16 protein-coding genes and 1 pseudogene are annotated in these 19491 nt (G+C 60.9%); 8 read left to right on the top strand and 9 right to left on the bottom strand.

Annotated elements, in window-relative coordinates; all coding sequences use genetic code 11:
• The first annotated feature begins 27 nt into the window (after positions 1–27).
• The gene (locus QLG02_RS17870; protein WP_282465784.1) at positions 28–360 is read left to right on the top strand and encodes an antibiotic biosynthesis monooxygenase; all 333 of its coding nucleotides are present in this window, start codon (positions 28–30) and stop codon (positions 358–360) included.
• A 175-nt stretch (positions 361–535) separates the two neighbouring features.
• On the opposite strand, the gene pdxY is transcribed toward QLG02_RS17870, so the two are convergent.
• From pdxY to QLG02_RS17885, 3 genes are all read right to left on the bottom strand, one after another.
• A complete protein-coding gene (pdxY, locus tag QLG02_RS17875) occupies positions 536–1399 on the bottom strand; it encodes a pyridoxal kinase PdxY (RefSeq protein WP_041217450.1) in 864 nt (287 codons plus the stop codon).
• 465 nt (positions 1400–1864) lie between these two features.
• Positions 1865–2620 carry a DUF429 domain-containing protein gene (locus QLG02_RS17880; RefSeq protein WP_282465785.1) on the bottom strand — a complete coding sequence of 252 codons (756 nt, stop codon included), beginning with the start codon at positions 2618–2620 and terminating at the stop codon, positions 1865–1867.
• Positions 2621–2698: 78 nt separating this feature from the next.
• Complete coding sequence (locus QLG02_RS17885) at positions 2699–3262, bottom strand: phaC PHA synthase (protein ID WP_282465786.1); 564 nt, start codon at positions 3260–3262, stop codon at positions 2699–2701.
• A 318-nt stretch (positions 3263–3580) separates the two neighbouring features.
• Between QLG02_RS17885 and QLG02_RS17890 the strand changes: the two genes are divergently transcribed.
• The 5 genes and pseudogenes from QLG02_RS17890 to QLG02_RS17910 form a co-directional block, all read left to right on the top strand.
• Complete coding sequence (locus QLG02_RS17890) at positions 3581–3931, top strand: phasin family protein (protein ID WP_011706254.1); 351 nt, start codon at positions 3581–3583, stop codon at positions 3929–3931.
• A gap of 93 nt (positions 3932–4024) precedes the next feature.
• Positions 4025–5809 carry a class I poly(R)-hydroxyalkanoic acid synthase gene (locus tag QLG02_RS17895; protein ID WP_282465787.1) on the top strand — a complete coding sequence of 595 codons (1785 nt, stop codon included), beginning with the start codon at positions 4025–4027 and terminating at the stop codon, positions 5807–5809.
• Positions 5806–6210 carry a MaoC family dehydratase gene (locus QLG02_RS17900; protein WP_282465788.1) on the top strand — a complete coding sequence of 135 codons (405 nt, stop codon included), beginning with the start codon at positions 5806–5808 and terminating at the stop codon, positions 6208–6210. The genes QLG02_RS17895 and QLG02_RS17900 overlap by 4 nt, the downstream gene beginning before the upstream one ends.
• A gap of 188 nt (positions 6211–6398) precedes the next feature.
• On the top strand, positions 6399–6632 hold the full coding sequence (gene ybcJ, locus QLG02_RS17905; RefSeq protein ID WP_010674882.1) for a ribosome-associated protein YbcJ: 234 nt from the start codon (positions 6399–6401) through the stop codon (positions 6630–6632).
• 36 nt (positions 6633–6668) lie between these two features.
• Positions 6669–6743, top strand: a pseudogene (locus tag QLG02_RS17910) (ribosome-associated protein); the annotation flags it as partial.
• 38 nt (positions 6744–6781) lie between these two features.
• Here QLG02_RS17910 and QLG02_RS17915 read toward each other — a convergent pair.
• The 4 genes from QLG02_RS17915 to QLG02_RS17930 all read right to left on the bottom strand — a co-directional run bounded on the left by QLG02_RS17915 (position 6782) and on the right by QLG02_RS17930 (position 13946).
• Entirely contained in the window at positions 6782–7255 is a 474-nt protein-coding gene (locus QLG02_RS17915; RefSeq protein ID WP_005300417.1) for a DUF4442 domain-containing protein, read from the bottom strand.
• 150 nt (positions 7256–7405) lie between these two features.
• Entirely contained in the window at positions 7406–9157 is a 1752-nt protein-coding gene (locus tag QLG02_RS17920) for an ABC transporter transmembrane domain-containing protein (protein WP_282465789.1), read from the bottom strand.
• A gap of 109 nt (positions 9158–9266) precedes the next feature.
• Positions 9267–11003: an ABC transporter transmembrane domain-containing protein gene (locus QLG02_RS17925; RefSeq protein ID WP_282465790.1), complete on the bottom strand. Its 1737-nt coding sequence runs from the start codon at positions 11001–11003 to the stop codon at positions 9267–9269.
• A 141-nt stretch (positions 11004–11144) separates the two neighbouring features.
• Positions 11145–13946 (bottom strand): response regulator, encoded by a 2802-nt coding sequence (locus tag QLG02_RS17930; RefSeq protein WP_106552681.1) that lies wholly within the window; start codon positions 13944–13946, stop codon positions 11145–11147.
• A 154-nt stretch (positions 13947–14100) separates the two neighbouring features.
• Here QLG02_RS17930 and trxC point away from each other — a divergent pair, with 154 nt between their 5' ends.
• On the top strand, positions 14101–14529 hold the full coding sequence (gene trxC / locus QLG02_RS17935; RefSeq protein ID WP_106552682.1) for a thioredoxin TrxC: 429 nt from the start codon (positions 14101–14103) through the stop codon (positions 14527–14529).
• A gap of 165 nt (positions 14530–14694) precedes the next feature.
• On the top strand, positions 14695–16083 hold the full coding sequence (locus tag QLG02_RS17940; RefSeq protein ID WP_039215233.1) for a DASS family sodium-coupled anion symporter: 1389 nt from the start codon (positions 14695–14697) through the stop codon (positions 16081–16083).
• A gap of 194 nt (positions 16084–16277) precedes the next feature.
• Here QLG02_RS17940 and QLG02_RS17945 read toward each other — a convergent pair whose 3' ends face one another.
• Both QLG02_RS17945 and QLG02_RS17950 read right to left on the bottom strand, forming a co-directional pair.
• Positions 16278–18752 (bottom strand): glycogen/starch/alpha-glucan phosphorylase, encoded by a 2475-nt coding sequence (locus tag QLG02_RS17945; protein ID WP_282465791.1) that lies wholly within the window; start codon positions 18750–18752, stop codon positions 16278–16280.
• A 385-nt stretch (positions 18753–19137) separates the two neighbouring features.
• Entirely contained in the window at positions 19138–19335 is a 198-nt protein-coding gene (locus tag QLG02_RS17950; protein WP_005300391.1) for a DUF4250 domain-containing protein, read from the bottom strand.
• Between the last annotated feature and the right edge of the window lie 156 nt (positions 19336–19491).

Here is a 19491-nt window from a genome sequence, read left to right on the forward strand (position 1 = left end):
CCTTTATCCTTGGGACAAGGAGTCACCATGGTATTGGAAGTCGCCCATCTGCAGGTCATCCCCGGTCAGGCTGCCGCCTTCGAGCTGGCATTCTCCCAGGCCCAGCGCATCATCAGCACCATGCCGGGCTACGGCGGACACCAGCTCCAGCGCTCGCTGACCGATCCCCACCGCTATCTGCTGCTGGTCAACTGGCAGCGCCTCGAAGATCACACCCAGGGCTTTCGTGGCTCACCCCAGTACCAGCAGTGGAAGGCCCTGCTCCATCACTTCTACGATCCCTTCCCCACAGTCGAGCACTACCGGCAGGTCACGTTCGATGAGGCAGAGCAGCGGGAACAGGATAACGGCCTGATCTGAACCGGATGCCCGGTGTCAGGGCCAAGGTGACGGCTGAGGCGACATTGCCCCACTCGGTGTGCAACCAGATAAGCGGCGCAGGGGTGGACTGTTAATCGAGAGATGAGGAAGGATGAGCAGGGGGCCAAGCAGAACGTGGATCATCCGCGCCCAGACTTGGCCACCGATGGGAAAATCAGGCCAGTCGTTCGGCCCGCGCCTTGATCAGGGGGGCGACAAAGGCCTCCTGGGCCGCGATCAGCTGCAACTCATAGGCATCGGCCTGCCAGGTGTGCAGCAGTACCGCATCCACCGCCGCGTTGGTGCGCTCGAACGCGCTGACGGCATCGTAACCCGCCTGCAGGTTGGCCAGCATCAGCGCGCTGATGAGATCCCCCACGCCCACCGGCTGGCGGGCAAACTCGTAGAGCGGGCGGTCGATCAGATAATCCCCTTCGGGGGTGGCCAGCAGCATCTCGAAACGACCCGGCTCACGGGCAGCGCGTCCAAGATGCTTGACCAGCACCATCTTCACCCCGCGTGCCAGCAGCTGATGGGCGGCGGCCCGCGTCTGCGCCAGATCCGTCAGATGAACGTCGCACAGGGTCTCCAGCTCCAGCAGATTGGGGGCCATGATGTCGGCCGCCGGCAGCGCCTGCTCGGTCAAGAAACGGGTCACCCCAGGGGCGACGATGCACCCTTTCTCCGGGTGGCCCATCACCGGATCGCAGAAATAGATGGCGGCAGGATTGGCGGCCTTGACCGCGGCCACCACCGCCAGGATCTCGTCCCCCTGCTCCGCCGAGCCCAGATAACCGCTCAGCACGGCGTCGCAGTGGGCCAGCACCTCGATATTCGAGAGCCCTTCGCACAGGGCGCTGATATGCCCTGCGGGCATCGCCATTCCCTGCCAACCGGCCGCATATTGGGTGTGGTTGGAGAACTGCACCGTGTTGATGGGCCATACCTCCATACCGAGACGGCGCATGGGAAACACGGCGGCGCTGTTGCCGGCACAGCCGAACACCACGTGGGACTGGATAGAGAGAATGCGTTTCATCGACATCACCGCAGAGAAGAGTCAGGGGAAAGGCGCAATATATCGGATGAAGATATTGATCTTCCACCCTTGATCAGCACAACCCCTTATTTGGTCGGCAAAATTCTCGATGACGCTGGTTGCCATCGCCATCACCGGCCCCCTCTTTACTGATATGCCTTAGCTTGCAACCGCGAGCATAGCCGGCATGGCCTGATAAGGTGGTACAAAACTCTTGTTTGATGGCATATGAGATTAACAAACAAGCTTTTTGTGCGCAGAGCCATCTGATGACGAGTAAACCGGCAGATACCTGCGGCAGCCCCGGCCCTCAGCCAGCAAGGCAGCAAGGCAGCAAGGCAGCAAGGCAGCAAGGCAGCAAGGCAGCAAGGCAATGTAGTGGAAGGAGGCCACGGCGTCGGTGCAAGTGAAGGTATAACCCGCCGGCCAAAGGACAGATCGGGCTGGTCGGCCCGATCCGGTTTATCAGGGGCGAGCGAAGTGGTAGACCCAACCCTCGTCCAAAGCCATCTCGGCGGGCGGTGCCACCAGTGTCGGCAACAGGGAGACGCTCCCCTTGGCGGCATATTGCAGCGCCATCAGGGCGCAGATGGCGGCGTCGTAGCGATCGGTCCCCGCCGTCACATCGGCCGGCAGATGCGCCAGCAGCTCGGCACGCACCGCCGATGCCTTGCCCCCCACCTTGGCAAGGGCGGGATAGACCTCCAGCACGGCGCGATCGGCCTGCGCTTGCTGCTTGGGCACCAGCTGCAAGTCGGCCAATCGGGGCAGCATGGCGAGCGCCAGGGTCGCGTTGTTGCCGAGTCTGTCGAAGGTGGCCGAGAGCGGCTTCTTGCCATATTGCCGGTGCAGCCAGCGCTCGCAGTCCCGATAGGCATAAGGGTTGTCTATCTCGCGCTGGGGCACGGCGCACTCGGTCGCCCTCCCCGCCAGCAGCTCGCCCAAGGTGCGAGGAAACGCCAGCGGCGCGTCGATCCCCAGCGCCAACTGCGGGCAGGCCAGCACCTGCAGCAGGTGGATCTCGTCGTGCAATGCCGGGCGCAGCAAGGCATCCAGATCCGGCGCAACCCGTGAGCTCAGTCGAAACAGAGGCGATACCCCAAACCAGTGCAGCCGCTGTTCACGCGCCTGCCACCCCACCACGGCCACCGCCTGGGCACTGCCCTGCCAGCCTCTTACGTCCCAGCCGATGCCGATGGCATCCATGTGTTCCATTGTCATGCCAGTGTCACCTCTGCACGCTATCAATGCAGCACAGGGTAATGGCTGGCGCCCCTAAAGCAAGGTTGGCGGCGCTGCTTAGAAGGATTTCTTGAAATTGATCAGCGGCAAGATGGGGAAAACCCCGTTCTCGGCGTAGTTGGCGAGGCCAATCTGCAGACCGTCCAAATGCTTGGTGGCGTTGATGAAGCCCAGCTGGAAGGTGGTGCGCTCGGCATAGTTGACGAAGCCGACGTTGGCCAGGGCATTGCCCTTGGCGATGTTGACGGCCCCCCAGTTGAGGCCCTGCACATTGTTGGTCAGGTTGACGAAGCCAAGGTTGACCCCCTTGTCCTGACCCTCGTGCCAGTTGACCGCGTTGATGGCCACCCCGCCAAACTGGTGGCGTACCCGGCCGGCGCCGAGGAAGATGCCAAGCTGCAGACCGGTGAATTGATCCACGTCGGAAAGGGCGAAGACCGGCAGATCGATCCCCTTCACCTGACCGATGCGACCATAGAGCACAGAGGCTCTGGCCCCCTCGACCTGATGGGACGCGGGCAGATTGACGCCGGGCAAGGAGAGCTGGACAGGGGTACTGGCGTGGGCAACGCTGCCAAGGGCCGCAGCCCCTAGGGCAAGCAGCAGGCGAGCAGGTTTCATCGATGCATTCCTCAAGACTCAGGGAGTGGCGTCAGCCTACCAGCCCCGCGGCCTGGGAACGAGACCCGACGGACGTGGCTGCGTCACCCCTCGTCTGAATCGGGCCAATCAAACTGGACAGACCAGAATCAATATTTCGCCAAAAATTAACATTTATATTATTTACATCAAGCCTCATTTGGTAACACAATGCCTAAACGTGCGTTTGAACAGAGCAAACGACACGTAACGACTTAAGGATGTAGTCGAACGGATGTAACCGAAGAATGGGCCCATCGGCCCTTTTGCAATACCTTCTGCCAACCACGGAGACACGCGATGAATATGGACGTAATCAAGACCTTTACCGAGCAGATGCAAGGCTTTGCCGCCCCCCTCACCCGTTACAACCAGCTGCTGGCCAGCAACATCGAACAGCTGACCCGGCTGCAGCTGGCCTCCGCCAACGCCTATGCCGAGCTGGGACTGAACCAGCTGCAGGCCGCCGGCAAGGTGCAGGATGCCCAGAGCCTGGCGGCCCTCGGCACCGTCCAGCTGGAGACCGCCAGCCAGCTCTCCCGCCAGATGCTGGACGACATCCAGAAGCTCAACACCCTCGGCCAGCAGTTCAAGGACGACCTCGACGCCCTGGCTGCCGACGGCATCAAAAAGAGCACGGGCAAGGCCTGATATCCCCCTGGCTGCCCGCGACGGGCAGCCACATCTCCCCATGCTCCGTCACGACAGGCTCGCCCTGCGCCGGGGATGGGTGAAGGAGAGAACATGAGCCAATCATCTTACGGCCCGCTGTTCGAGGCCCTGGCCCACTACAACGACAAGCTGCTGGACATGGCCAAGGCGCAGACCGAGCGCACGGCCCAAGCCCTGCTGCAGACCAATCTCGACGATCTCGGTCAGGTGCTGGAACAGGGTAGCCAGCAGCCCTGGCAACTGATCAATGCCCAGATGAACTGGTGGCAGGATCAGCTCAAGCTGATGCAGCACACCCTGCTCAAAAGCGCAGGCCAGCAGAGCGAGCCGCTCATCGCCCCCGAGCGCAGCGATCGCCGCTTCAAGGCCGACGCCTGGAGCGAGCAGCCCATTTATGACTACCTCAAGCAATCCTATCTGCTGACCGCCAAGCACCTGCTGGCTTCGGTGGATGCCCTCGAGGGGGTGCCCCAGAAGAGCCGGGAGCGGCTGCGTTTCTTTACCCGCCAGTACATCAACGCCATGGCCCCCAGCAACTTTCTGGCCACCAACCCGGAGTTGCTCAAGCTGACCCTGGAATCCGACGGTCAGAATCTGGTGCGCGGGCTGGCGCTGCTGGCCGAAGATCTCGAGCGCAGCGCCGATCAGCTCAACATCCGCCTGACCGACGAGTCCGCCTTCGAGCTCGGCCGGGATCTGGCGCTGACGCCGGGCCGGGTGGTGCAGCGCACCGAGCTGTATGAGCTCATTCAGTACAGCCCGACCACAGAAACGGTGGCCAGGACGCCGGTGCTGATCGTGCCGCCCTTCATCAACAAGTACTACATCCTGGACATGCGGCCCCAGAACTCCTTGGTGGCCTGGCTGGTCGCCCAGGGCCAGACGGTGTTCATGATCTCCTGGCGCAACCCGGGTCCGGCCCAGGCCGACATCGACCTCGACGACTACGTGGTGGACGGCGTCATCGCCGCGCTGGATGGCGTGGAGGCGGCCACCGGCGAGCGGGAAGTGCACGGCATCGGCTACTGCATCGGCGGTACCGCCCTCTCCCTGGCCATGGGCTGGCTGGCGGCCCGCCGTCAGAAGCAGCGGGTTCGCTCCGCCACCCTGTTCACCACCCTGCTCGACTTCTCCCAACCAGGGGAACTTGGCATCTTCATCCACGAGCCCATCATTGCGGCGCTGGAAGCCCAGAACGAGGCCAAGGGCATCATGGACGGACGCCAGCTGGCGGTCTCCTTCAGCTTGCTGCGGGAGAACAGCCTCTACTGGAATTACTACATCGACAGCTACCTCAAGGGGCAGAGCCCGGTGGCGTTCGATCTGCTGCACTGGAACAGCGACAGCACCAATGTGGCGGGCAAGACCCACAGCAGCCTGCTGCGCCGGCTCTATCTGGAGAACCAGCTGGTGAAGGGGGAGCTCAAGATCCGCCACACCCGCATCGATCTCGGCAAGGTGAAGACCCCGGTGCTGCTGGTCTCGGCCATGGACGATCACATCGCCCTCTGGCAAGGGACCTGGCAGGGCATGAAGCTGTTCGGTGGCGAGCAGCGCTTCATCCTGGCTGAATCGGGCCACATCGCCGGCATCGTCAATCCGCCGGACGCCAACAAGTACGGCTTCTGGCAAAACGACGCCGAGGCCGCCAGCCCCGAGGCGTGGCTCGCCGGCGCAAGCCACACCCCCGGCTCCTGGTGGCCGCAGATGGCAGCCTTCATCCAGAGCCGGGAAGAGGATCCCGCCCCCCTCCCTGCCCGCATCCCGAGCGAAGGGCTGGAAGCGGCCCCCGGCAGCTACGTCAAGGTAAGGCTCAACCCGGTCTTTGCCCAGACCCCCGAGGAGGAGCCAGCATGAGCATGCTTCCCTTTGAGGTGGGCCAAAAAACCAGCCTGACTAAGCGGTTCGGGGCGGCAGAGGTCGAGGCGTTTGCCGGGTTGTCGGAGGATTTCAATCCGCTGCACCTGGATCCCGCTTTCGCCGCCACCACGCCATTCGAGCGCCCCATCGTGCACGGCATGCTGCTGGCCAGCCTCTTCTCGGGGCTGCTGGGTCAACAGCTGCCGGGCAAGGGCACCGTCTATCTCGGTCAGAGCCTCGCCTTCAAGCAGCCGGTGTTTGTGGGGGATGAGGTGACGGCAGAGGTGGAGATCATCGCCCTGCGCAGCGACAAGCCCATCATCACCCTGGCCACCCGCATCCTGACGGCAACCGGCGCCATCGCCGTCAGCGGTGAAGCCGTGGTGAAGTTTGACTGAAAAGGGTTTGCCCCATGATCTCAGTCAGCCCGGCCACTGCCGGGCTGACTGCTATGGTGTACGCCCCCAAAATGGTCTGGCAAGCCACAATTGCCTGCAGACGGTGCCCTTGCCCTTTCTTTGGCGGCCCGAACTGCCTAGAATAATCGCCCTGCTGTTTCAGCCATTCATCCACTAGAGGATTTCCCATGGAGACGTTTCTGCTCGAAGGCCACCCCTTCGTTGCCTTGTGCGACCTTATCAAACATCAGGGTTGGGCCGATTGTGGCGGTGCGGCCAAGGCGCTGGTCGCCGAAGGGCTGGTAGAGGTGGACGGTCAGGTCGAGACCCGCAAGCGCTGCAAGATCGTGGCCGAGCAAGTAGTTAACTTCAACGGCATGAAGGTCGTAGTGAAAGAAGGCGTCAGCCCCGAGATCCTCTGATCCCGACGCTCTGCCACGCAAGTGCTACCCAGCACAGTGGCCGAGCAGGTAGTCAACTTCAACGACATGAAGGTGGTGGTGAAGGAAGGGGTCAGCCCCGAGATCCTCTGACCTCGCTTGAATAAGGGCGCCGACGCGCCCTTTGGCATTCAGCTGGCCTTGATCGACAGGGTCAGCACGAAGCGCGCCATCGCCTCATCTCCGTTCAGCGACGGACAGGTGGCCACCACCTGGATGGGGCGGTTGATGCGCTGACCGCTGGCCAGCGACTCGTCGATCATGGCGTCGATCTCCTCCCCGGCCGCGCAGTCAAACTGCACATCCCCCTCGGGCCGTTTCAAAAACTCCCCCTGCACATCCTTGAAGGCGAAGTGCACCTTCTTGCGCCGCTGCCGCCCCTTCTCCATCACCAGCAGACCGCCCACCAGATCGGCGCCGGTCGCCAGCGCGCCGAAGTACATGCTGCCCAGGTGGTTGCGGGTGCGCCAACCAAGCGGAATGCGAATACGCAGCGCCTTGGCGCTCATCTCCTCGATGACCGGGGCACAAAATCCGATGACGGGGATGTAGCGCCAGGCAAAAAGCCGCAGCGCCAGGTTGGCCTTTAAACGTTGCAAATCCATATGCGAACTGATCCGATGAGTTAATGTAAACAGCATGTTGCCAGCATGGCAGGCGTTCGACAAGGACGCGGATCACGCTTGCCGTCATTTCCCCTCATCAAAAAAGAGGGAACCGCACGGGTTCCCTCTGCTCGTTCCTGTGGTAGTCGATCAGGCCCGCTTCTCTTCCAGCCAGGCCCCCTGGCTCTGCATCTCGAACAGCTGGGCATAATGGCCGCCCAGCACCATCAGCTCGCCATGGGTACCCCGCTCGTTCACCTGGCCACGGGAGAGCAGCAGGATCTCATCCGCGTCGACGATGGTCGAGAGACGGTGGGCGATGGCGATGGTGGTGCGACCGCGCCGCGCCGCAGCCAGCGCCGAAGAGAGGGCCAGTTCGGTCTGGGAGTCCACGCTGGCGGTCGCCTCGTCCAGAATGAGGATGCGTGGATCGCCCACCAGGGCGCGGGCAAAGGAGAGCAGTTGACGCTGGCCGGCGGAGAGGTTCTTGCCCCCCTCCTCCATCAGGGTGTTCAAGCCCTCCGGCAGGCTCAGCACGAACTCGGCCAGCTGTACCTCGGTCAGCGCCTGCCACAGGCGTGCCTCGTCAATGCCGTCGCGGCCAAGGCGCAGGTTTTCCGCCAACGTCCCAACGAAGATGAAGGGATCCTGCTGGACCAGCCCGATGCTGCGGCGCACCGCCGAGAGCGACAGGCTCGCCATCGGGTGATCATCGAAGCGGATGGTGCCCTGATCCAGCGGGTAGAAGCCCATCAGCAGACTGATGATGGTGGACTTGCCGCTGCCGGTATGACCCACCAGCGCCAGCATCTGGCCCGGTTTGGCGGCAAAGCTCACGTCGCGCAGCACCTGCTGCTCGCCATCGTAGGAGAAGCTCACCCGCTCGAAGTTCACCTGCCCCTTGAGCGGGCGCATCTCGCCCTCGGTGCTCTCGCGCGCTTCATCGAGCAGGGCAAAGACCCGCTCCCCGGCCACCATGGCCTGCTGCAACTGGTTGAGCTGGTTGGTCATCTCGATGAGCGGCTCGATCATCCGCCCCAGATAGCTGATGAAGGCGTAGAGCACCCCCACCTGGATGGCGCCTTCCGCACTCAGCCCCTCGCGGGCAAACAGCGCCAACAGGCCGATCAGCACCATCATGTAGAAGAGATCGATGAGCGGGCGCAGCAGGATGCCGTTGATCTTGAGGCTCTTGAGGCGCGCCGCCCAGTGCTGCTGGTTCACCTCGGCAAAGGCGTTGGCGAAATGGCGCTCCTGCACCATGGCCTGAATGACCGGCATCCCCTGCAGCGACTCGTTGAGACGGCTGTTGATGTCGGAGAGCAGGCTGCGGGTCGCCCGCACCACGGGCACGCTCAGTTTCTGATAGAGCCACATCACCCCGCCCACCGCCGGCAACAGACAGGCACACACCAGCATCAGCCGCAGATCCAGCAGCGCCATGGAGATGAGGATGCCGCACAAGAGCACCACCTTCTGCACCAGCAGTCCAATCACCTGCACATAGAGGTTCATGATCGCCTCGGTGTCGTTGGTGATGCGGGAGATGAGCGAGCCGGAGCGATGCTGGTCAAAGTAGCGGGCCGGCAGCCGGATGGCGGTGGCAAACACCTGCTCGCGCAGCCGCTGCACCACCGCCTGGGCGATGCGGTTGAAACGCAGGGATTGCAGATAGAAACCGGCCGCAGACAATACCTGCAGGCCGAGATAGCCGGCGGCGATGGCCGCGATGGCCGGCCACACCAGCTGGCGCGGCGCCAGATAGTCATCGATGAACAGCTTGATGAGCAGGGGACCGGCCACTTCGGCGCCGGTGGCCAGCAGCAGGCAGAGCCCCGCCTGAATGAGCCAGCGTGGATAACGGGCGCAGTACCCGAGCAGTCGTTTGATGGTCGGGTTCACAGGTACTCCTCCACGTCTTGTTTCAGCCGCTGATGATGAGGCACCAGGCCGGCATACCAGCACTCGGGCTCAGCGCCACACAGAGTGAAGGCGCTCTTGATGAGTGGGCTCACAGGCTCTCCTCCACGTCTTGCTCGAGACGCTGGTAACGCACCATGTCCGCGTACCAGCCGTTGTGGGCCATCAGGGCGCCGTGGCGACCCCGCTCACTGACGTGGCCCTCTTCCAGCACCAGGATCTCGTCGGCCTGCTCCACCGCCGTCATCCGGTGGCTGACCAGGATCAGGATACGCTTGTGGGCTTTGAGGGCGTGCAGGATCTGCTGTTCGGTATGGGCATCCACCGCCGAGAGGGCATCATCGAGCACCAGGATGGGCGCCTCCAGCAGCAGGGCTCGGGCGATGGCGAGCCGCTGCTTCTGACCGCCGGAGAGGGTGACCCCCTTCTCCCCCACTTCGGTCTCATAGCCTTTGGGGAAACGGCTGATGTCGTCGTGCACGCAGGCGATGCGCGCCACCCGCTCAATCTCCTCCCGGCTGGCATCGGGGCGGCCGAGGGCGATGTTGGCGGCAATGGTGGTGGAGAAGAGAAACGGCTCCTGCGGCACATAGGCAAACTGACCGCGCAGCTCACCCAGCGCCAGTTGCGAGATGGGCACCTCCCCCATGCGGATCTCCCCTGCGGTGGGGTTGGCCAGTCGCATCAACAGCTTGAGCAGGGAACTCTTGCCCGCGCCGGTGCGCCCGACGATGCCCAGCATGCCGCCGGCTTGCAGGGTGAAATCTACATTGCGCAACAGAGTGCGCTGCTCGAGCTGGTAGCTGAGCGCCACGGCGCTCAGCGGAAAGGCCGAGGCCAGCGCCACCGGCTGGGCCGGCTCTTCAATGTCGCTGCGCTCGCCGAGCAGGCTTTCGATCCGCGAATAGGCGGCGCTGCCACGCTCGATGATGTTGAACAACCAGGCGATGGCGAACATGGGCCAGATCAGCTGGCCGAGGTACATGGTGAAGCTGGTGAGCTCCCCCAGGGTCAGCTCGTCACGCAGCACCAGAGCGCTGCCGCCCGCCACCGCCAGAAAGTAGGAGCAGCCGATGCAGAGGTAGATCACGGGATCGAACTTGGCATCGATGCGGGCCACCGCCATGTTGCAGGCGCCCGCCTCCCGGGTCAGCTCGGCAAAGCCGCGATCTTCGAGCGACTCCACCGCATAGGACTTGAGCACCCGCACGCCGGAGAGGGCCTCCTGGGTCTTGTTGTTGAGCCGGGAGAAAGCACCCTGCGCCGCCTTGAACTCCTTGTAGATCTGGGTGCCGAAGCGGTTCATGAAAAATGCCATCACCGGCAACGGCAACAGGGAGAGCAGGGTCAGCTGCCAGGAGTACTGGCTGCACATGATGGAGAGCACCAGCACCCCGACGATGATGGAGTCCACCAGGGTCAGCACCCCTTCCCCGGCGGTCATCTCCACCGCCTGGATGTCGTTGGTGGCATGGGCCATCAGATCGCCGGTACGGTGGCGCTGGTAGAAGTCCGGGCTCATGCGGGTGAAGTGGCTGAACAGCCGGTTGCGCAGCACATAGGCAAGCCGATAGGAGGCGCCAAACAGCATGACCCGCCACACGTAGCGCAGCAGATAGATGAGCAGGCCAAGACCAAACAGCCCGGCCAGATAGCCCGTCAGGGTTGCACTATCAAGGGACCCTTTGGCGATGCCATCCACCACCCAGCCCACCACCTTGGGCGGGATCACGGTCAACAGGGCCACCATCATCAACAGGGAGATGGCGATCAGGTAACGCCGCCACTGCTCCTTGAAGAACCAGCCCAGCCTTGCAAATACGCTCACGTAGATATCCTTTGTCGCGACCGGCCCAGGGCCGGCGCCCATCACGGGGAAACTCAATGCAATCGCCCCCGGCTGGGGGCGATACGAAGGGGTCATGATAGCCTGAAGCAAGCGGCTTGAGAATTATTGCTATTTCACCTGTTACAACAAGCGATCATCACGCTGTCCGAAGCCGGCGTACGGTGTTTCATGCTGCTCCCCGGTGAGCAGGAAGTGGGACACCTCCTCCCGGGTCAGACTGAATACCTGTTGCAACTGCTCCAGATCCTGCTCGGTCAGCTCCTCCTGCTGGCGCAACCGCCACTCCAGTTCACCGGCCATGATCTGCAGACGGGAGGCGGAAATATTGGCGGAGACCCCCTTGAGGGTATGCAGCAACCGGCAGGCGATATCGGGTTGCTGACGACGCAGGGCGGAGCGGATCTCCCACAGGTCGTCCTTGTGCTCAGACATGAACAGCTTGAACAGGATCTGCAGCGCCTCCTTGTCCTGCTCCAGCCGCCTGAGGGCATCCTCCAGATCCAGCACTCCCATCAGATCGGGCGGTTTCACCTCGAGCGGCACCCGCCGCTCGCCGCTGGCGCTCTTCACCCACTGCAGCAGATTGTTGTAGAGATCGAGCTTGCTGACCGGCTTGGTGACATAGCCGTTCATGCCGACCCCGAGGCAACGCTCCCTGTCCCCCGGCATGGCACTTGCGGTCAGGGCGATGATGGGTACATCGTGCTTGTCGACCATCTTGCGGATCTGGCGGGTGGCATCCAGCCCGTCCAGCACCGGCATCTGCAAGTCCATCAGGATCACGTCGAAGGGCTGCTCGGCCACCCGCTCGACCGCCTCCCGGCCGTTGCCCACCACAGTCACCAGAGCATCGACCCGGCGCAGGTATTCGATGATCAGCTGCTGGTTGACCCGGTTGTCCTCGGCCAGCAGTACCCGGATGCCTTGCAGCAGCTCGCGAAAATGCTGCTGATCCCCCTGCGCCTCGGCCTGGCGGAACTGCTGATCGTGGGAGCTGCCGTTGAGCAGCTCGTCCACCTTGGCCAGCAGGGCATTTTCGGTCATCGGCTTGGGCAGGAAGTGGGTCAATCCCATGCTCTCCATCCGCCCATGCAGTCCCTCCTTGGCCCAGGCACTGGTCATCAGGATCGGCAGACGGCGCCACTGGCTGTGCTGATACATCTCGAGCGCCAGATCCAGCCCGTCTTCCTGCCCCATGCGCCAGTCCAGAATGGCCAGCCGGATATTCTGCCCCTCTTCCCGCAGCACCTGGCGAGCCCGGGAGAGGCTGTTGACCGCCATCACCCTGGCACCGGCCCGGCCCAGGATATCCTTGGCCAGATCCAGCACCAGCTCGTTGTCATCCATCACCAGCACCAGCGGCTGATGCTCGAAGAAGACCCGCCGCCCGGAGACGCCATAGACCGCCTTGGTCATGGGGATCTCGAACTGGAAGACCGAACCCGTTCCCGGCTTGCTCTGTACCGTGATCCGGCCCCCCATCAGTTCGACCAGACGCTGGGAGATGTTGAGACCCAGCCCGGAGCCGCCGTATTTGCGGGTATTGCCTGCCTCCAGCTGGGTGAAGGGCTGGAACAGCTGGGCCTGTTTCTCCTCGGCGATGCCGATGCCGGTGTCACGCACGCTGAAACGCACCTGCATGGGGTGTTGGTTGACCAGGGTAATGGCTACTTCCACCTCGCCCCGCTCGGTAAACTTGATGGCGTTGTTGACCAGATTGACCAGCACCTGGCCGAGGCGCAGCGGATCGCCGCGCAGAAAATCCGGCACGGCCGGCGACTTGTTGATGATGACCTCGACCTGCTTGCGCTCGGCCAGGTCGGCAAACATGCCGGCCAGCGAGTCGATCTGCTCGCTCAGATCGAAGTCGATCTCCTCCAGAGTCAGCTTGCCGGACTCCACCTTGGTCAGATCCAGAATGTCGTTGATGAGCAGCAGCAGGGTGTCCGACGAGGATTTGATCTTGCTGAGATAATCCCGCTGCTGCTGATCCAGCTCGGTCTGCAGTGCCAGCGAGCTGAACCCGATGATGGCGTTCATGGGGGTGCGGATCTCGTGGCTCATGTTGGCCAGAAAGTCGCTCTTGGCCTGGGCCAGCAAGCCGGTCTGGCGCGACAACTCGCTCAGCTTCTGGTTGCGTCGCCACAGGGTCACCGCCACCAGCCCGAAACAGAGCATGGCCCCCCCCAATACCATCAGATAGAAGCGGCTCTTGAGGGAGGAGGCCTGCTCCATCTTGCTCTGCTTCCAGAGTGACAGCCCCTCCAGCTCGTGCATGTCGATGACCTGGTTGCGCAGCACGTGGTACTCCACCACCTGATGGCTGACGTCCTCGCTCAGCTGAGCCAGCCCCGCAACTTCGGGATTGGCAGGATAGGCCGTCTTGAGACGGCGCTGCAGGGCCTGCAGCCGCAGCTGTTCGCCCTTGTCCCAGCTGCGCTTGAGGTAGTGACTGAGCTGGGCCAGCTCGGTCAGATCAATAGCCAGCGGAGAGTCTGCCGGCAAGGTGGCCAGCAAGCCGTTGAGCTGCTTTTGAAAAGGCTGCTCTATGTACTCGATCGCCATCTCCATGGAATAAAGCTTGGCCAAGTCGAGCAAATAGCTGTCGATGTCGTGCAACAGGGATTGGGAGTGGGGATTGTCGGCAGAGTCGGGATCGTTGCGCACCTGACGCACGAAGCTGTCGAGGTTGCTCGACAACTGGTTGAGACGTTGCTGTACGTTGCCGTCGTTGGCCTTCTCGCGGCCAAGCAGATAGACGGTGTCGGTATTGACCCGATTGAGGATCAACTCTGCGGCAACGCTGAGCTCGGAGGCCTTCTGCTGCTGGCTGAGCAGCTGCCAGCAATAGCCGGAAAACGCCAGCAGCGATACGATGATCAGGCTAAGCACAACACGATTGACCCGTGTCACATTATTCATCCCGTCTCGATTCTCATGTCATGGCCACGCATCCACCGACATCATGTCGACACAGGATAACTGGCTGTGAAAGATAACTGACTACTATGTTACCGTTACTCTGCCCTGTCAGTGCAATAAGATGTTGCAGGGCTTATGCATACAGGAATCAATTATGTCATTTATCACTACCTATTGTAGCCATTGCTTCACCAGGAACCGCCTGCCTGAAGAAAAAGTGGATTCAAATGCGAAATGCGGCCGCTGCAAGAGCGGGCTGTTCGCCACCACCCCGGTCAACGGCCAGGAACAGCAGTTCGATACCCTGATCCAGTCTGACATCCCGGTCGTGGTCGACTTCTGGGCCAGCTGGTGCGGACCATGCCTTCAATTTTCACCTGTTTTTCAACAAGTTGCCAGTGAACTTGAACCAAGACTCCGCTTCGTCAAGGTCGATACCGAGCAACAAGCCGCCATTGCGGCCCGTTACGCCATTCGCAGCATTCCCACCCTGATGGTCTTCAAGCAGGGCAAGATGGTGGCACAGCGCAGTGGCTCCCTTCCTCCCAGCATGTTCAAGGAGTGGTTGCACAGCTTCATCTAGGCCACAAATGATACCGATATGTTTAATTTGTGTTTATTTAATGTTTTCATTTACCTTGACTCTGTGAGTCCCGGCATGCTTTGACCAGTTCCCCCTGTTTCAAACGGGGGGATGAATGTAATCTCGGCAACACAACAACAACCATAAATTAACCGAGAGAACAATATGCACACATCTGCAGTACCCTCCACTACCCCATCACGCTGGCTGGACATCAAATCCGGGATCGTCATCCTGGACGTGTTGCTGCTCTGTGCCATGCTGGCCTGGCTCCCCTTTGACCCCAACGTCAACAAGGGGCTGGGGATCCTGGTCTTCATCGCCATCCTGTGGCTGACTGAAGCAGTCAACATCACCATCACGGCCCTCTCCATCCCGGTACTTGCCACCCTGCTCGGGGTCTTTGACATGAGCAAGTCGCTGACGGACTTCGCCAACCCGGTGCTGTTTCTGTTCTTCGGCGGCTTTGCACTGGCCGCCGCACTCTCCAAACAGGGGCTGGATACCCAGATCGCCGCCAAGGTAATGCAGCTTGCCAGAGGCCACCTCGGCTGGGCCGCCATCGTGCTCTTCACCATCACGGCCGCCCTCTCCATGTGGATCAGCAACACCGCCACCGCCGCCATGATGATGCCGCTGGCCCTCGGCATGCTGAAAGGTCTCGATGCCCACAAGGAGCGCCGTACCCTGGTCTTCGTCTTGCTTGGGGTCGCCTACAGCGCCAGCATCGGTGGCATCGGCACCCTGGTCGGCAGCCCGCCCAACGCCATCGCCGCCGCCCAGATGGGGCTGGGTTTCACCGACTGGATGAAGTTCGGCATCCCGGTGGTACTCATCTTCATGCCAGTGGGCATCGGCCTGCTTTATATGGTGACTCGTCCCAACCTCTCCCATCAGGTCAGCACCGAGAAGGTCACCATCCAGTGGACCGGTCAACGCAAGATCACCCTGCTCATCTTCCTGACCACAGTACTGCTGTGGATCGGCTCCCAGCCCATTGCCAAGGCACTGGGAGGCATTCCCCAGTTCGATACCCTGATCGCCATGGGCGCCATCGTGGCCATTGCCATCAGCCGGGTGGCCAGTTGGGATGACATCAACCAGAACACCGACTGGGGCGTGCTGATGCTGTTTGGTGGTGGCCTTACCTTAAGCGCCATCCTGAAGCAAACCGGGGCCAACGCCTTCCTGGCGGAGCACCTCTCCAACGGTCTGGCCACCATGCCGATCTTCATCATCCTGCTCTGTCTGGCCGCGTTCGTGGTGTTCCTGACCGAGCTGGTCTCCAACACCGCCACCGCCGCCCTGCTGGTACCGCTGTTTGCCGGGGTTGCCCAGGCGCTGGGCGTTTCGCCCATCGTCGTCTCCGTGCTGATCGCCGTCGGTGCCTCCTGCGCCTTCATGCTGCCGGTGGCCACCCCGCCCAACGCTATCGTGTTCGCCAGCGGTCATATCAAGCAGCGTGAGATGATGCGGGCCGGCCTGGTGCTGAACCTGGTGTTCACCTTGATCCTGACCCTGTTGGCCTACTGCTTCGGCGATATCCTGCACTGAGCGGGGCCATCCCCTGCTTCCCTACAAGGCCCCTGACGGGGCCTTTCTTGTATCCGTACGCTTCCCTCCCAGTGAGAACTTTGCATACCGACCCCACCACCAATGGGATGGAAAGACAGTGCCTTCACCATGAAAATCCCATCCATGGCGAAATAAAAAACCCCCGCAGTGCGGGGGTTTGGCTGTCGAGGAACTTAGCCGACGTTGCAGGCTTTCAAATTCCAGATGCGATCCACATAGTCCTGGATGGAGCGATCGGAGTTGAACTTGCCCATGGTGGCCGAGTTGATGATGGCCTTCTTCGCCCACAGGGCCGGATCCCGATACCAGCTATCGATCAGCTTGTGGGCTTCCGAGTAGGAGGCGAAATCGGCCAGGGTCAGGTAGGGGTCCCCCCCTTCCAGCAAGGAGCGCTTGATGGAGGAGAGCTCGCCCGGACGACCCGGCGTGAAGTAGTCGGTATCAAACCAGTCCAGCACGGCCTTGAGCTCGGAGTTGGCATAGTAGAAGTCGTACGGGTTGTAGCCGCGGCCCTTCAATGCCTTCACCTCGTCCACGTTCAGGCCGAAGATGGCGCAGTTCTCGGCTCCCGCCTCTTCGGCGATCTCGATATTGGCGCCGTCCAGCGTGCCGATGGTGATGGCACCGTTGAGCGCCATCTTCATGTTGCCGGTACCGGAGGCCTCATAGCCGGCGGTGGAGATCTGTTCGGAGACATCAGCCGCCGGGATCAGCTTCTCGGCCAGGCTGACGCGGTAGTTCGGCATGAACACCACTTTCAGCTTGCCCTGGATGCGAGCATCGTTGTTGACCCGCTCCGCCAGCTTGTTGATGGCGTAGATGATGTCTTTGGCCAGCTTGTAACCGGGCGCCGCCTTGGAGCCGAAGATGAACACCCGCGGGTGCATGTCATAGTCAGGGTTGGCCAGCAGGCGACGGTAGAGCGCCATGATATGGATAAGGTTCAGCTGTTGACGCTTGTACTCGTGCAGACGCTTGATCTGGACGTCAAAGATCGCCTCCGAGCTCACCTCGATGCCGGTTTCGGCCTTGATCACCTTGACCAGCTTCTCCTTGTTGTGGCGCTTGATGGTCATGAACTGCTGCTGGAATGCCTTGTCGTCGGCAAACTTGACCACGCTGCGCAGCTTGTCGAGCTGCAACGGCCACTCCTTGCCCACCACCTCGTTGTAAAGCTCAGCCAGTTCCGGGTTGCAAGCCAGCAGCCAGCGACGCGGGGTCACCCCGTTGGTGACGTTGCACATCTTCTGGGGCCACAGCTCGGCATACTCGGGGAACAGGTCTTCCTTCACCAGCTTGGAGTGGATCTCGGCCACGCCGTTGACCTTGGAGGAGCCGATGACACACAGGTTGCCCATGCGCACCTTGCGCACATCACCCTCTTCGATGATGGAGAGCTTGGCCTTGATGGCATCGTTACCCGGCCACTTGGGCTCCACCAGCTCGCTCAGGAAGCGGGCGTTGATCTCGTAGATCACCTCAAGATGACGGGGCAGCACCTTCTCGAACAGACTGACCGACCACTTCTCCAGCGCTTCCGGCAGCAGGGTGTGGTTGGTGTAGGAGAAGACCTGATAGCTGATGGCCCAGGCCGCGTCCCAGGTCAGTCCCTCTTCGTCCACCAGCACCCGCATCAGTTCCGGGATGGCCACGGTGGGGTGGGTATCGTTGAGCTGGATGGCAATCTGGGCGGCAAAGTTGCTGAAGTCGGCGCCATGCACCCGCTTGTAGCGACGCATGATGTCCTTGATGGAGCAGGCACAGAAGAAGTACTGCTGGATCAGGCGCAGCTCTTTGCCCGCATCGGTCTCATCGTTCGGATAGAGCACCTTGGAGATGGTCTCGGCCTGGGCTTTCTCCGCCTGGGAATCGATATAGCCACCGGCGTTGAACACGTCCCAGTCAAAGAACTCGGAGGCGCGGGATTCCCACAGGCGCAGGATGTTGACGGTATGGCCGCCAAAGCCGACCACCGGGATATCCCAAGGCACCCCTTTGATCTTGCGGCCGGCGTGCCACACCTTCTTGAGGCCACCGTTGTCGCCAAACACGGTCTCGACATAGCCATAGAGCGGGATCTCCTGCACGGATTCCGGGCGGCAGATCTCCCAGGGGTTGCCATATTCACGCCAGGAGTCGGGGCGCTCAATCTGGCGACCATCCTGAATTTCCTGACGGAACAAGCCGTGCTCGTAGTGGATACCATAACCCACCGCCGGGTAGTTCAGGGTCGCCAGGGAATCGATGAAGCAGGCGGCCAGACGGCCCAGACCGCCGTTGCCGAGCGCCATGTCGGGCTCTTGTTCACACAGATCGGTCAGTTCCAGACCGAGTTCACCCAGCGCCTCTTCGCAAATTTTGTACAGGGAGAGGTTGTGCAGGTTGTTGGAGGTCAAACGCCCCATCAGGAATTCAGCAGAGAGATAGTGAATCGCACGAGTATCTTTCTTGAAGTGAGTCTGCTGAGTGCGGGTCAGGCGCTCGTACACCTGTTCGTTGACGGCGGCTGCGGTCGCTTTCCACCACGCTTCTGGCGAGGCTTTCTGTTCGCTTGTACCCAAGGTAGAACGCAGGTGACGCACGATACTCGCCTTGAGCTGATCTTTATCCAGTTGGAGATCCTGGTCTGTCTTCTTCTTGGTAGCCATAAACCATTTCCTTCGTTACAGAATAATAAATTGTTATCCCATCAGGGACCGGCGCTGTTGTTATCTCAGAATATGTTCCGGCGTGGGCATACTAGCTAAAGCCGCTGGTTTAAAAGTTAACGCAAGTCACACTTTAACGCATAAAAATGACAGTTCAAGCTTGAAAACCCTTTCCTGAAACCTGCCATTATGAATCTTTAATTTCATTAAAAATCATACAGTTAATCTCTTCATGAAAATATAAATACGTGAATAGGTTTTCAATGATTGCCAAGCGCTGAAAATCCTTGAAAATAACTAAAAATTCAGCGCACATTGAAAACGATTTCAATGTGCGCTGTTCATCAAAAGCAAAGACCAAGGCTGTTCGGTTGATTTCTGCGGGTCAGCCATGGGCCTTGAACTGGTTGCTCATGGGGTCATAGTGATAGCCTATCTGCAATAAGCGGGTAGCCAGCTGATCTTCCGTCATGTCGTAGTAGGCCAGCAACTCTTCCAGCCCGTCACACTCCAGCCGCAGCTTCTCATTGATGATCCCGAGCAGGATATTGGCATCCAGTCGTTGCAAGGTACTGACATCCATCTCATCTCTCCTCTGTGCAAGACATACTGTATAACCATGGGCGTCCCCTCCTGCTTTGTCCATAGGCGAAAAAACACCCACCACCAACATCAAATAAATAATCTTTATAATCAATACCATAGATCAAATCACTACCAATTCGATCACATTTTTGAC

Source organism: Aeromonas sp. V90_14, assembly GCF_029967615.1.
GTDB lineage: Bacteria > Pseudomonadota > Gammaproteobacteria > Enterobacterales > Aeromonadaceae > Aeromonas > Aeromonas hydrophila.

Bases quoted from the DNA above. Each gene is read 5' to 3' on its own strand.
- QLG02_RS17870 (WP_282465784.1), top strand. From the start codon at position 28: ATGGTATTGGAAGTCGCCCATCTGCAGGTCATCCCCGGTCAGGCTGCC.
- pdxY (WP_041217450.1), bottom strand. From the start codon at position 1,399: ATGAAACGCATTCTCTCTATCCAGTCCCACGTGGTGTTCGGCTGTGCC.
- QLG02_RS17880 (WP_282465785.1), bottom strand. From the start codon at position 2,620: ATGACAATGGAACACATGGATGCCATCGGCATCGGCTGGGACGTAAGA.
- QLG02_RS17885 (WP_282465786.1), bottom strand. From the start codon at position 3,262: ATGAAACCTGCTCGCCTGCTGCTTGCCCTAGGGGCTGCGGCCCTTGGC.
- QLG02_RS17890 (WP_011706254.1), top strand. From the start codon at position 3,581: ATGAATATGGACGTAATCAAGACCTTTACCGAGCAGATGCAAGGCTTT.
- QLG02_RS17895 (WP_282465787.1), top strand. From the start codon at position 4,025: ATGAGCCAATCATCTTACGGCCCGCTGTTCGAGGCCCTGGCCCACTAC.
- QLG02_RS17900 (WP_282465788.1), top strand. From the start codon at position 5,806: ATGAGCATGCTTCCCTTTGAGGTGGGCCAAAAAACCAGCCTGACTAAG.
- ybcJ (WP_010674882.1), top strand. From the start codon at position 6,399: ATGGAGACGTTTCTGCTCGAAGGCCACCCCTTCGTTGCCTTGTGCGAC.
- QLG02_RS17915 (WP_005300417.1), bottom strand. From the start codon at position 7,255: ATGGATTTGCAACGTTTAAAGGCCAACCTGGCGCTGCGGCTTTTTGCC.
- QLG02_RS17930 (WP_106552681.1), bottom strand. From the start codon at position 13,946: ATGAATAATGTGACACGGGTCAATCGTGTTGTGCTTAGCCTGATCATC.
- trxC (WP_106552682.1), top strand. From the start codon at position 14,101: ATGTCATTTATCACTACCTATTGTAGCCATTGCTTCACCAGGAACCGC.
- QLG02_RS17940 (WP_039215233.1), top strand. From the start codon at position 14,695: ATGCACACATCTGCAGTACCCTCCACTACCCCATCACGCTGGCTGGAC.
- QLG02_RS17945 (WP_282465791.1), bottom strand. From the start codon at position 18,752: ATGGCTACCAAGAAGAAGACAGACCAGGATCTCCAACTGGATAAAGAT.
- QLG02_RS17950 (WP_005300391.1), bottom strand. From the start codon at position 19,335: ATGGATGTCAGTACCTTGCAACGACTGGATGCCAATATCCTGCTCGGG.